This window comes from Paraliobacillus salinarum, assembly GCF_014083865.1.
In the GTDB taxonomy this organism is placed as follows: domain Bacteria; phylum Bacillota; class Bacilli; order Bacillales; family Amphibacillaceae; genus Paraliobacillus; species Paraliobacillus salinarum.
Genome location: NZ_JACEFA010000018.1, coordinates 26,891 through 40,253 on the forward strand (window position 1 = coordinate 26,891; position 13,363 = coordinate 40,253).

Here is a 13,363-nt window from a genome sequence, read left to right on the forward strand (position 1 = left end):
TACTATTTTACTGATGATCCATTTGGCAAATGGCTCGGAACAGTGATTAAAGATAAGTTTCCTTCTGCATCTTCACCCGAAAGAATCATTCCTTGACTAATGAGCCCGCGCATCTTACGTGGTTTAAGATTAGCTACAATGACAACTTTTTTACCTACTAATGCATCTAAATCTTTGTAGAACTCAGCAATGCCCGATAAAATTTGGCGATGCCCATTTGCATCTCCAGCATCTAATCGGAATTGAAGTAGCTTATCTGCGCCTTCTACTTTAGCACAAGAAATAACCTCTGCTACTTTAAGTTCTATTTTTTCAAAATCATCAAATTTGATTGGCTTAGCTTTTGAAGAGGTTAGCTCTATTTTCTCAGGCTGCCATTCTTCCTCTTCTGTTGCTACGTCTGTTCCTGCCATTGCTTGCTTCATTGCTTCTACTTCTTCTTCTTTATCTAGACGTGGGAAAATAGGTTCGCCTTTCGCTACTACTTTTCGTCCTGACGGGAAGTTTCCAAAAACTAAGTTTTCCCATAATCGATCGTTTTTATCATCTAATCCTAATTGCTCGTAAATCTTATCAGATGTATCAATAAAAATAGGTTGAAGTAACGTAGCTACCACACGCAAACTCTCAGCTAAGTGAACCATTACGCTCTCTAATTCAGCACGCTTGTCCTCTTCTTTAGCCAATAACCATGGTTGTGTTTCATCAATGTACTTATTTGTACGTGAAATAAATCGCCATACTGCTATTAAAGCTTGGCTAAACTGCATCTCGTCCATCTCTGCTTCATACGTACGCACTGTGTCTGCAGCTAGTTCACGTAAGTTTTTATCGTACGGAGTAACATCACCGTTATACGCCGGCACTTCTCCATCAAAGTATTTGTTTATCATAGCAATTGTTCTGTTTAACAAATTACCTAAATCATTGGATAAATCGAAATTCATTCGTGAAATAAAATCTTCTGGTGTAAAGATGCCATCATTTCCAAAAGGTACTTCTCGCATTAAATAATAACGCATTGGATCTACACCATAACGTTGAACTAAGAATTCAGGATAAATTACATTTCCTTTTGACTTAGACATCTTTCCATCCTTCATCAATAACCAACCATGTCCGTATACCTTTTTAGGAAGTGGCAAATCCAATGCCATTAGCATAATTGGCCAATAGATCGTATGGAAGCGAACGATCTCTTTACCAACCATATGCACATCAGCCGGCCAGAATTTCTTGAATAATTCTGGTTGATTCTCAAAACCACCTAATTCCGGGTCATAACCTAATGCAGTTATGTAGTTAGTTAAAGCATCAATCCATACATAAATTACATGCTTTGGATCTGAATTAATTGGTACACCCCAGTCAAAAGTTGTACGAGAAACCGCTAAATCTTCTAGTCCTGGTTTAATAAAGTTATTGATCATTTCTTTCTTTCGTGACTCTGGTTGAATGAAATGCGGATGATTTTCATAGTAATCGAGTAAGCGCTCTGCATATTTACTCATGCGAAAGAAATATGACTCTTCCTTTACCCATTCTACTTCGTGTCCACTAGGTGCCACACCACCGATGACCTTACCCGCTTCATCACGATGTACCTCAGCAAGCTGTGTTTCAGTAAAAAACTCTTCATCTGAAACAGAATACCAGCCAGCATAATGACTTAAATAAATGTCACCTTGTTCCTTTAATTTATCAAAGATCTTAGCTACCACTTCTTTATGATAGTCATCTGTTGTTCGTATAAATTTATCATTTGAAATCTTTAACAATTTCCAAAGATCTTTTATACTATCAGCCATTCCATCTACATAAGCCTGCGGCGTCTGTCCTAACTCTTGTGCTTTCTTTTCAATCTTTTGTCCATGTTCATCTGTTCCAGTTAAATAAAACGTGTCATAGCCCTTTAATCGCTTGTATCGAGCAGACACATCACAAGCAATCGTTGTATAAGCGTTACCTATATGCAATTTACCGCTTGGATAATAAATTGGTGTAGTAATATAAAATGTTTTCTTGTCCTGATCCATCGAATTTTCCTCCTGCATTTAGTGCTTTTTTCTTCATTATTGCTTACCTTGTGTATATTTACACAGTATTTATTATTTTACATGATTCATTTCATTCTATTGTATCGGTTTTATTGTAATTTTTCCATTCTTATTAGCTTAAATGATGAAAATATTGATAGTAAAGATACGTAAAAACAGCTTTTGAATTTCCATTTTAGGTGTAGTGAGGACACTCCACTAAAACAAAATAAAAGTATTCATTTTTCTTTTTTAAAGAAAATCGGATATTTATGTCGAAATTAAAGTATATACGTTGTATTGTTTTTCCTAAAAGATTGATTTTTTTCAAAAAAAGTAATTGACACATATAGAAATTACTGGTATATTAAATTTAGAACTTGTCGAATAATGGCAGAAATAATATCTATCTCGGGAGGAGAAAAAGAATATGAAATCTACAGGTATTGTACGTAAGGTTGATGAACTAGGACGCGTAGTTATTCCTATCGAGCTACGACGCACATTAGGAATTAACGAGAAGGATGCTTTGGAAATTTATGTTGATGATGAAAGAATTATCCTTCAAAAATATAAGCCAAGCATGACTTGTCAAGTGACTGGCGACATTTCTGATGATAACCTATCATTAGCTGACGGTAAGCTAGTGTTAAGCCCTGAAGGTGCAAAAGCATTAGTTGATGAAATCAACTCACGTTTAAATAAATAATTAAAAATAAAAATGATGCAGTATCCTCAATAGATACTGCATCATTTTTATTTTTAATCAATATGATAAGCTTGATATACTTCACGTTTTTGTAGCTTGCGATCTTTAGCTACTTTTTTTATTGCTTCTTTACTTGAAATGCCTTCCTGCTCGATATAATGCTCAACATGTAAAGGGATAGATAGATCTTGCCACCAAAGCTCTCTCTCTTCTATTTCGTGTGTTGCTCCTTCTACAACAATACAAAACTCCCCTTTTATCGTACCTGTTTCCACCCATTCACATACCTCTTCTAGCGTGCCACGTACATATTCCTCAAATCGCTTTGTTAGTTCTCTTCCAATAACTACAGAACGATTACCAAAATCAGCTTTCATTTCTAGCAATGTTTCTTTTACCCGGTAAGGTGATTCATATAATAATATAGTATCTGTTAACTTGCTCAGTCGCTCGATCGCTTCTTTCCTATCTTTATTTTTTCTTGGGAGAAATCCATAAAAATAAAAGTGTTTCGTCGAAAGTCCAGATGCAACCAACGCACATAAGCCAGCGTTTGCACCCGGCAAAACAACGACAGGTATGGAAGCTTTAATAGCTGATTCAATGACCGGATTCCCAGGGTCCGAGACAGCTGGCATACCAGCATCACTAACTAATGCTACATCCTTCCCATCAAGCATTGCTTCAATCAACATTTGCTCACGTTGCTCATTACTATGTTCATGATAACTAACAAGCGATTGATTAATATCAAAATGGTTTAAAAGTTTTTTCGTATTTCTTGTATCTTCCGCTGCAATAAAATCTACCTCACGCAAAATATTTAGCGCACGAAAGGTGATATCTTCCAAATTCCCAATTGGGGTGGGTACAATATAGAGTGTGCCATATGGGTTATCTGGATCAAAGCTTTTCTGAACGTTCATGTTGCACCTCCTCTTTTTGAAACGCACGGATTCGTGTAAGCTTTTCTTCTCTGTTTAACCGCTTAATAGAATACTCTTCTTTCATTGCTTCTTCTTTCGTTTCAAAAGTCTGGTAATAGCGAAGGGAAAATGGACCTCTTCCTCTTGTATACTTGGCACCTTTACCAGACTCATGCATTGCCAGCCGACGAGCTAAATGATTCGTATATCCTGTATACAGTGTTCCATCTTTACACTCTAAAATGTACACTGTATGATCATATTTTTTCTCCATAAATAATTTTTGATAGCTCCTTTGTATACTCCCCATTTTGTTCAAACACATATAATGGCGGATGAATATGTAAGTCTGGATTCCCATCACGAATTGCTTCTATTAATAAAATATTCGCTTCTTTTCCTTCTTTAGGATAAACAAACTGAATTCGCTTCGGCTCTAATTTATATTGTTTAAATAAAGTTAGGATTTCTACTAAGCGATTCGGGCGATGTACCATTGCAACTTTTCCACCTGACTTCGCTAGCTTACTACACGCCTGTACCACATCTTCCAAACTGCAAAGTATCTCGTGTCTTGCTATTGTTAAGTAATCATTTTTATTTTGATGTGCTTTTTGCTCTGTTTGAAAATAAGGTGGGTTTACTGTGACTACATCAAATTTATCATTACCAAACCGTGCTGGCATATCTTTTAAGTCGCCATGTATCAATTGTATTTGCTCTTCCTTTTGATTCATTGCAACACTTCTTTGCGCCATGTCGTATAAACGCGCCTGTATCTCCACACCAGTTATTGCCGCTCTCGTTTTTTTACTAAATAGTAGCGGAACGACTCCATTCCCTGTACAAAGATCTAATATCTTTCCTCTTTTTAATGGGATACGAGCAAAATGAGCTAGAAGGACCGCATCAATGGAAAAAGAGAATACGGACGGACTTTGAATGATTTGCATCGATTGATCCGTCAATAAATAATCTAGACGCTCATCTTCTTTTAATTCAACCATAATGCTTACTCCTCTTTCATTTCTTTTATTTGCGTTTAAAAGGACTGAAAATTAAAGGTGGTGGCACCTAAAATAATCAGTCCTAAACATGTCATTATTTCGTTTTGTTTAAAAACAATAAACAAAACAAGCAATCTTCATCTTGCCTCGGACTTCCAAAATGCACATTACAAATGTGAAATCCTTCTTCATACAACCTTGCCAAGTTATCATATCCTTCACCGATACCGACATCATCATGTTCCAGTCCATTATCAGATCCAGTATCAGCTGTTGTTTCATTATCTAGACGATTTCGCAAGTGATGATTTTCCATAGATAATCGATGATTTTCCTCTAGCAACTCACTTATGTGCGTTTTTAAATCACCAAGCTGTTGGTAGAGTTGGCCAATTTGTTCTTCCATATAAGATACTTGTTCGAATACCTCTTTTTTATTCATTTTACCTCCACCCCATCATTCTGTGGCTTCCGTATGAATAACTCCCTCATCGATTAACTCATCTAACGTATACTCAATGACTCTTTCTTTATCGGGAATTTCTATTTGAATCATACGCTCTAGAATATTCAAACCTACTACTTTACCTTTTCCGTAAGGTGTTTGAATCGATTCACCTAGGTCAGGCAATTCCTTTTTCGCTGTTTCATAATTATCATTCTCATATTTTAAACAGCACATTAAACGCCCACATAAACCTGATATTTTTGCAGGGTTTAAAGATAAGTTCTGATCCTTTGCCATTTTTATTGATACTGGCTCAAAGTCACCTAGGAAAGTAGAACAGCACAACATTCTACCACAAGGACCAATTCCACCCAATAACTTCGCTTCATCTCTTACCCCAATTTGACGTAGTTCAATACGAGTCTTAAATATAGCGGCGAGATCTTTCACTAAGTTACGGAAATCAACTCGTCCGTCTGCTGTAAAATAAAATATAGCTTTGTTTCGGTCAAACGTATATTCTACGTCAACTAAATTCATATCCAAGCTATGTTCTATAATCTTTGACTGACAAACTTCATAAGCTTCAGTTGCATTCTCTTGGTTTTCAGCAACGATTCGCTTATCTTTCTGTGTTGCTAAACGAATGACTTTCTTTAAAGGAAGAACGACATCTTCCTCATCTACTTGCTTATTCGAAATAACTACTTTACCGAATTCAACCCCTCTTACAGTTTCGACAATGACATAATCATCTTTCGTAATAGTCATATCTCCGGGGTCAAAGTAATATATTTTACCCGCTTTTTTAAAGCGTATACCGATTACTTCTACCATTAATTTATTCACCTCTGCATTCGCAGTGTTAGTTGCTCCATCAAAAGAGTAGGATGGACATTTTGATTGATACGTTTCTTCGCTTCCATCATAGCATAAAGTATTTGTGTTGTATCCTCTCTCGACCAATAAAGTGCACTTTCTTCTATTTTGTCTAAATAAGCATGAAAAATAATGTACTCCTCTTTACCGATTAACTGATACATCACATCTTTATACCATAGAATCAGCAAATCCAGACCAAGCTGTAACTGTGATCTTTCGGAAAAATGTGGCATCCATTGCTTTTGGATAAATAATAGCACTTCATCTTTTTTATGTTGAAGCATTTCAATTAATTGTACCACTAAATTTCGCGCTTGCGCAAACCACTCATCTTGATCAAACATTTTTGCATCTTCCACATTATTCGTTATTGCAGAGAATAATCTTGCATTTGACGCTGTAATACCTGATTCTTGTAATACCGTTTGCATTTTATTTTCATTTAAAGGTTGCAAGGCTATGATTTGGCATCTTGATCGAATCGTCTGAATGATTCCGTTCACATTATCTGTTAATAAAATTGCCGTAGTTTGCTGGCTAGGTTCTTCTAGAAATTTCAACAGCTTATTCGCCGCATTAACCGTCATCTTATCTGCATCTTGAATGATATATACTTTTCTGTTTGATTCTAAACCAGTATAGGAAAATTCTTTTTGCAAATGTAAAATTTGATCTTTTTTAATTGAAGCACCCTCAGGGACAATTTTATGAACATCTGGGTGGTTTCCTGATGTAATACGAATACAATTTCTACAAGTATGACAAGGTTCACCATCTATTCGATTTAAACAAAATATGCTTTTTGTTAACATTGTCGCAATCTGATTTTTCCCTGTACCTTTTTGTCCATGAAACAAATAAGCATGAGAAATTCGATTGCGTTCAATCATATTGACGATCATTTTTGTTGCAACTGGTTGAATCGTCGCTAACTCTTTCCAATTATTCATATCAATACGTCCTTTTAGCTTTAACTCTATTTATTTTTACTATCCGTCAAAAGCGGCAATGCCATGTTCACTTTAACTCTTTTTACTAAAGTCTTATCAAATAATTTTCTCACATGAACCGCAGGGGAAATACACTCGCTTTCCGCGGGCACGACCTCAGCTAACTTGGTAAAGAAATTCACTTTACCAAGTGGATCTTCGGACGCGTGCTGTTCCCGCAGGAGTCTCGTGTATTTCAACTGCTAAGTCTATTTTATACTAAATTAACGTATCCTTTTGAATACTTGATAGGAATAGAGTATCTCAATATTTAGTATAAATCCTTTATTTTTACTAAGAAAAAAGAGTGAAATATAAAGGTATTTCAACTCTTGTGTTTATCGTATTTATTCTACCATTTTATGCAATCGGGTAATAGTCTGTTAAGAATATAAATTTATTAAAAGTCCCTTTATTTCACCAATTACATCTAATATATCGATAGAACGTCTTTCTTGTTCTAATACTACCTCTGTTAATTGCACAAGTTTTTCATCAATTTCTTTTACAAGGGTTAATTTTCGATTATTTCCCTGGAAATTAAAACTATGTGAATGATTTAAATCCATACCATATTGAACCGCTTCTTTAACAAAATCTTTCACGAGTCGTTTATATTTAGCTAAGTCTTTAAAAGAACGGAAACGTGCTAGCCGTTCGCCTTGTAGTGTAATGTTTTTAACTAGTTCTGTTAACTGTTCATGTTGTAACTTTTGCGTTTGCGAAGCAACCATTACATCAAACTTTTTACTGCTCTTCTGATTATTAACTACCTGTGTTTTGGTTGCTTCTAGCTGTGCTCGCATTTCTTGATTAATCTTCATTTCATGTATCCCCTTTATGGACTAGACGTCAAACTAGTAGTTTAAAACTGATAAAAGGAATCGATTGGTAGCACAAATACTGTCGCTCCACCTACTTCAACATTAATTGGTCTTGGAATGTAAGAATCCGCATTGCCACCCATTGGTGAAATTGGTGCCACCATTTGTTCTCTTTGACTACAGTTATCTTTAATAATGTCTAATGCTTCATCTACGGCATCATCATTACAACCAATCATTAAAGTAGTATTTCCTTCTTTTAAAAACCCACCTGTTGTTGATAATTTCGTTGCTTTAAAATCCTTTTGACCTAACGCATCTGTTAAACGATTGCTATCTTTATCCTGTAACACTGCAACAATTAATTTCATTTTTTTTAACCTCCCAATCATTTTGATGTACTATTATACACATTTATATGGCGTAAAATAAGCGTTAACGATTGCTCTACTACATCTTCAAACTTGGGGCTAGCATCAACAGCTACCATTCGATCATTGAATCGATCAAGAAGTATTTTGTATGCATCATAAACGTTTTGATGAAAGGAAAGCTTCTCTAAATCTAACCTATTCTTCTCGCGCTGGTGATTCATATTAATTCGCTTTAACCCTTCTTCTGGTAATATATCAAAAAACAATGTTAGATCTGGCATAGTATCATTAATTGCAAATTGATTAATTTGATAAACTTCTTCTATTCCTAAACCTCTTGCATAACCTTGATAAGCTAGGCTACTATCGATGAAACGATCACACAAAACTATTTTTCCGTCTTTCAAGGCAGGAACAACTCGTTCTATTAAATGCTGTCTTCTAGCAGCGGCATATAACAAAGCTTCTGTTCTTGCATCCATAGTTGTATGTGCTCGATCTAATATAATATTCCTTATTTTTTCAGCTATTTCAATTCCACCAGGTTCTCTAGTAGTAACAACTTGATAGCCGTTTTTCTCTAATTGGCGAGCCACTGCCTGTAGCACAGAACTTTTACCCGCGCCTTCTCCACCCTCAAACGTTATAAATTGACCTAACACACGCATTCTCCTTCTAAAACTTCCTTATTATCCGCTTTCCTTTATACTTGACCACTTAGTAAAAAAGACAGATTGATCATTTAAAGACGTAAACACCCTCTTGGATATTCTTCGATTGGAAATTAATGTTATTATTAATTAAATATTGAATAGATTTTATGTGTGCTTTTTCTATTCGTTCACCTTTTACTAAAATAGGTATACCTGGCGGATAAGGAACAACGTGTTCGGCTGCAACCTTTCCGATTGCTTGATCCCACTTTAGAAAAACCTCATCTAATGCTTTCATTTCTTGGTAAGTGATAGCTAAATAACCTACTTTGTTTGGAAAAAAATTAACCTTTTGTTCTATTGTAGCATGTTTTTCGGAAATTTTTAATTGGTCTTCAACTTTCCGCTTAGCATTTTCAAGCTTATTCCATTGTTTAAATGGCTCGAGACCATGAATAAATAAAATTTGATCATCCGTGATTAATTCTGAGAATATAAATGCAGATTCAAACAATTGAGCTACTTTTTTTGCACTTATTCCCGCCTTCATCTGTAAAGTTATTTTTAATGGATCATCTATCGTCGGTTCAACTGGAATCATATCCCACAAATCACTTTCCATAGTTTTTCTCATCTGCTTGACACTTGTTAATAACAGTTCCATGTCACTATCTGTTCTTGTCGCTAAATAACTACGTGCGATATCCAAGCTCGCTAATAATGGATAGGATGGACTGCTTGATTGAAGCATACTTAAGTAAGTTGCTACGATCTCTTTATCTATTAATGAAGAATTAACATGCAAAAAAGCTGTCATGGTCATTGCAGGTGCCATTTTATGAGCAGATTGAACAACCGCATCAGCGCCCAGCTCTAGTGCGCTTTTAGGAAAGAAAGGGTGTGTTATGGAAAAATGTACACCATGTGCTTCATCAATTAAAACAGCTATTTGATGTTCATGTGCTACATTTATTATTTCACGTAAATCATACGTACGACCAAAATAATCTGGGTAGGTTAGTATAATCGCTTTAGCATCCGCATGTTGTCTAATAACTTGTTTAATTTGACTATGAATGGGAATAGTATAACGGTTAACATGTGGATCATACGCCGGTGCGAGCATGACAGGAGTAGCCCCACTTAATTCAACACCATTCCAAATTGATTTATGACAATTTCGTTGAATAATAACTTTATCATCCATGCCACAACTTGCAAGAATCATTGCTAGATTACCCACCGTACTTCCATTAATCAGAAAAAAGGTCTGTTCTGATTGAAACCACTCACTTGCCAACTGTTGCGCTTCAGCAATAACATCCGTTGGTGCATGTAAATCATCTAATCCAGTCAGCTCTGTCAGATCAATCGATAACATTTCATTAAATAATTTCTCTGCCTGCTTAGGAATAACCGTACCATTTTTATGTCCTGGGACATGAAATGATATTGGATCGTGCTTTTTGAATTGAATTAATCGATCGTATAAAGGTGTTTTCTTTTGATCCATATCTTTTCATCCTTTTCTAGTCATCTCTTTATATATTATAACCGGGATTTCCATATTAATATATTTTAATGAAAAGATTAAAGTAATGATACAAAATAAAAACCCGTATTTCATTTAAAATACGAGTAAGTCTCATTACGAATATTGCTTCTTCTTGTTCATTTGTTTTAATTTATCTACAAAGTAACTGTATTGTTCATCCTCCGGTTGCGTCTCTATCATCTTCCTTTCACAAGACTGACAAATAAAAAAATGATAGATATGAATGCCATCTTCCTTATTCCCCTGACAAATACCACATGTTTCGAATTTCAATTGTTCTTCCACCGTCTCCACCTCCGTTTTACTCATAGTCTGTCCAGTAAACAAAATTCTATTCACTAATAAACTAATAATCTTTTAATTTTTGTGACAGATTATAAGACATAACGGAAGATGAAATTTGATATGCAAAAAAGCTGCCTTTCCTTTTATAGAAATGGCAGCGTATGATAAATGAGCTAAACTTAAACTTCTTCACGGTTCTCTATCGACCTATTTATATCTTCATAAATCGCATCAACTACTGAAAAATCCGTGGCCTCTACATATATTTTCTTTAACTGATCATGTATACCTTTTGCTTCATGTAAAAAAGTAATTCCTTCCTTCATCTGTTGCTTATACCGTTGATTAAAGTCATTAATTTCAGCTTCATTTGCTTCATCTGTTCCAGGAGTAATCGTTTTTTCATATAAATCAACAATTTCATCGCCGTGCCTAGTAGGAAAATACTCATGTGGATCCGTGCTATCAAATACACAAACACGTAGCTCACGTATCACAACCATATCAATACTTTTAGGATCAAAACCACAATGATAAACCTCTACATCAAAGTTTCGTTCTATTGCTACCGCGGCAATTTTTTTCAAAAGTGTAGACTTTCCGGTTCCAGCTCTTCCTTTAATAAAAAATCTTTTATTAAGCTCTTCTGTTATATTTTCAATGTAATCTACGACACCATTAGGGGTAGATGCACCAAAGAAGCGGTGTTTTTCTGTTGCATCTTTAGAAGTACCCTTCTTGCTAATAAAAATCTTATCAATTAATTCTCTTGTTACTTGATCGGCTTGTTTAAAATTCATGTTACGAATATAAATGGATTCTAAATCGTCATGAATAAGCAATCCTTTTTCAAATGACAGGTAAGCATGTTCTAATACTTCATTTTTTTGTTTTTGATAACTTAAGATAGCTTGACGTTGTGTACTTAATAATGAAGTATCCCATGCAACACCTAAATTGACGTATTGCTCTATGGCACCAGGTGCTTTTGATTTAACACCTTGTGGAAATGTCGCATCAATTATCCCACACTTTAAGTCAGGAATAACCAAACCAGCTAGTTTATCATTATCAAATGGGCAAAAAATTTGTTCAATATCATACCCTTTTTCAATCCAAGTACTTGCAAGTCTTTTAATTAAGCTAGACTTCCCGTTTCCTGGTCCACCAATTAATGTATAGACTATCTCTAGACCGTATAAATTTGATTCCAACAAATTATAAAATCCTTTTGCTGTATTACCTCCTGCAAAATAATTCACTGTTTTTCCAGACATGCATACTCCTCCTTTAAAGTTTGGAAGGTCATCTAACCTAATTTATGTAGAAAAGGGGATTATAATTACATTAAATTAGATTTATTCTTTCATGACACAACTTTAATGGGTTTTGTTACAATTATTGTAGGAATTAAACATCAATTGAACTTATTATTTTTGGAAAGGATGATTTGTTGAAGAAGTTTTTATTGTGTGTTGGTATAATGTTAACTTTAGTTAGTTGTACGAATGAGAAGGATGTTGTAGAGAAAACAGAAGATGCAATTAGTTTGGAAGAACAAATACATGAAGTAATGAACCAACATGATTATCCACCACATACAATTATTAGTTACGAGATCAAAGACGATTTCATCTATGTATTTACCGACAAGACTAGCTCTTTGAATGTTGCGATTTTAAAGCACTCAATTAACTCCATCGAATGGATTTATGACTACACTTCAATTGAAAACATATCTATATATGACCCAGAATATCCAAATATGCCAGTTCTAACTGTTGTTAAAACGAAGGATAAAGAGATAAGCAATGTTAAAGTTTTGGGGGAGTATGCAAAAGCAGTACAATACTCTAAAAATGTTAATGATGATTACACATCAAATACAAGATACTGGATACACTTTACTGAAATGACTGAATCGTATACAGATTTAGAAAGTCTTCCTGTTAAGTCTGTTGAAATTATTAAGTAAGTATAGAAATCTTATTCATAAGCTGAAGGATATAAAGGTCGTACCTATAAATTTATTCACGCTACATTAACTTATGAGGCAACACATTATCTGCATTGTCATATCAAAAAAGAAGGAGCTTCTATCTATAAAAACGGTACGCAAAAATATCGAATTACCATACCTATAATACCTACAATCGGCATTCATTCGGTTTTCTTATTATTAAAGAATGTTTTCGTAAATTTTGCTTCTTTTATATAAAAGATTGTTCTATATATTAGAAGGAGGTGTAATTTGTGAATAATACTGTTTTAGGAAAAGTAAATTTTGGATTAGGAATTATTTTGTTCATCCTTGGTTTAGTCTTGTTTATAAATAGATTTAATAATTCTTTTAACTTTAGCGAGCAACTCCTATCAATATCATTCATTTGCCTTGGATTCGCTCTGTTTTGTGCATCTTATATTACAAAAAAGTCAAAAGACAAACAATCATACCAATGACTATTCAGACTCACCAACCTCATTTTGCGTAGAACCAAAAAAACCTTTGAAATAGATTCAAAGGTTTTTTTACATTGCCTAGCGACGTCCTACTCTCACAGGGGCAAGGCCCCAACTACCATCGGCGCTGAAGAGCTTAACTACTGTGTTCGGCATGGGAACAGGTGTGACCTCTTCGCTATTGTCACTAGACATTTGTTTTTGAAGGATGTACC

General features: G+C 34.8%; 16 protein-coding genes and 1 rRNA gene. 3 read left to right on the top strand and 14 right to left on the bottom strand.

Annotated features, from left to right (window positions below; all coding sequences use genetic code 11):
- Positions 1-2 precede the first annotated feature (2 nt).
- On the bottom strand, positions 3-2,036 hold the full coding sequence (metG, locus tag HP569_RS13100; protein WP_182201627.1) for a methionine--tRNA ligase: 2,034 nt from the start codon (positions 2,034-2,036) through the stop codon (positions 3-5).
- A 430-nt stretch (positions 2,037-2,466) separates the two neighbouring features.
- Between metG and abrB the strand changes: the two genes are divergently transcribed.
- Positions 2,467-2,745, top strand: coding sequence for a transition state genes transcriptional regulator AbrB (gene abrB / locus HP569_RS13105; RefSeq protein ID WP_182201628.1), 279 nt, complete (start codon positions 2,467-2,469; stop codon positions 2,743-2,745).
- Positions 2,746-2,798: 53 nt separating this feature from the next.
- On the opposite strand, the gene rsmI is transcribed toward abrB, so the two are convergent.
- From rsmI to HP569_RS13165, 12 genes are all read right to left on the bottom strand, one after another.
- A complete protein-coding gene (rsmI, locus tag HP569_RS13110; protein ID WP_182201629.1) occupies positions 2,799-3,671 on the bottom strand; it encodes a 16S rRNA (cytidine(1402)-2'-O)-methyltransferase in 873 nt (290 codons plus the stop codon).
- On the bottom strand, positions 3,649-3,945 hold the full coding sequence (locus tag HP569_RS13115; protein WP_182201630.1) for a GIY-YIG nuclease family protein: 297 nt from the start codon (positions 3,943-3,945) through the stop codon (positions 3,649-3,651). Before HP569_RS13115 ends, rsmI begins: the two co-directional genes overlap by 23 nt.
- Entirely contained in the window at positions 3,929-4,678 is a 750-nt protein-coding gene (locus HP569_RS13120) for a tRNA1(Val) (adenine(37)-N6)-methyltransferase (protein WP_182201631.1), read from the bottom strand. Before HP569_RS13120 ends, HP569_RS13115 begins: the two co-directional genes overlap by 17 nt.
- 94 nt (positions 4,679-4,772) lie before the next feature.
- Entirely contained in the window at positions 4,773-5,120 is a 348-nt protein-coding gene (yabA, locus tag HP569_RS13125; RefSeq protein ID WP_182201632.1) for a DNA replication initiation control protein YabA, read from the bottom strand.
- A 15-nt stretch (positions 5,121-5,135) separates the two neighbouring features.
- The gene (locus HP569_RS13130; RefSeq protein ID WP_182201633.1) at positions 5,136-5,963 is read right to left on the bottom strand and encodes a PSP1 domain-containing protein; all 828 of its coding nucleotides are present in this window, start codon (positions 5,961-5,963) and stop codon (positions 5,136-5,138) included.
- A gap of 8 nt (positions 5,964-5,971) precedes the next feature.
- Entirely contained in the window at positions 5,972-6,958 is a 987-nt protein-coding gene (holB, locus tag HP569_RS13135; protein ID WP_182201634.1) for a DNA polymerase III subunit delta', read from the bottom strand.
- Between the two features lie 422 nt (positions 6,959-7,380).
- Positions 7,381-7,821 (bottom strand): YaaR family protein, encoded by a 441-nt coding sequence (locus HP569_RS13140; protein WP_182201635.1) that lies wholly within the window; start codon positions 7,819-7,821, stop codon positions 7,381-7,383.
- Between the two features lie 41 nt (positions 7,822-7,862).
- Entirely contained in the window at positions 7,863-8,192 is a 330-nt protein-coding gene (locus HP569_RS13145) for a cyclic-di-AMP receptor (RefSeq protein ID WP_182201636.1), read from the bottom strand.
- Positions 8,193-8,209: 17 nt separating this feature from the next.
- Positions 8,210-8,857 carry a dTMP kinase gene (gene tmk, locus HP569_RS13150; protein WP_182201637.1) on the bottom strand — a complete coding sequence of 216 codons (648 nt, stop codon included), beginning with the start codon at positions 8,855-8,857 and terminating at the stop codon, positions 8,210-8,212.
- Positions 8,858-8,933: 76 nt separating this feature from the next.
- Positions 8,934-10,361 (bottom strand): aminotransferase class I/II-fold pyridoxal phosphate-dependent enzyme, encoded by a 1,428-nt coding sequence (locus tag HP569_RS13155; protein ID WP_182201638.1) that lies wholly within the window; start codon positions 10,359-10,361, stop codon positions 8,934-8,936.
- A 135-nt stretch (positions 10,362-10,496) separates the two neighbouring features.
- Positions 10,497-10,712 (bottom strand): sigma factor G inhibitor Gin, encoded by a 216-nt coding sequence (locus HP569_RS13160; protein WP_182201639.1) that lies wholly within the window; start codon positions 10,710-10,712, stop codon positions 10,497-10,499.
- A gap of 155 nt (positions 10,713-10,867) precedes the next feature.
- A complete protein-coding gene (locus HP569_RS13165) occupies positions 10,868-11,965 on the bottom strand; it encodes a PRK06851 family protein (protein WP_182201640.1) in 1,098 nt (365 codons plus the stop codon).
- Between the two features lie 206 nt (positions 11,966-12,171).
- Here HP569_RS13165 and HP569_RS13170 point away from each other — a divergent pair, with 206 nt between their 5' ends.
- Positions 12,172-12,663: a hypothetical protein gene (locus tag HP569_RS13170; RefSeq protein ID WP_220464473.1), complete on the top strand. Its 492-nt coding sequence runs from the start codon at positions 12,172-12,174 to the stop codon at positions 12,661-12,663.
- Between the two features lie 278 nt (positions 12,664-12,941).
- Positions 12,942-13,148: a hypothetical protein gene (locus tag HP569_RS13175; RefSeq protein ID WP_182201642.1), complete on the top strand. Its 207-nt coding sequence runs from the start codon at positions 12,942-12,944 to the stop codon at positions 13,146-13,148.
- Positions 13,149-13,224: 76 nt separating this feature from the next.
- Here HP569_RS13175 and rrf read toward each other — a convergent pair.
- Positions 13,225-13,340 (bottom strand): 5S ribosomal RNA (gene rrf, locus HP569_RS13180).
- Positions 13,341-13,363: the final 23 nt, after the last annotated feature.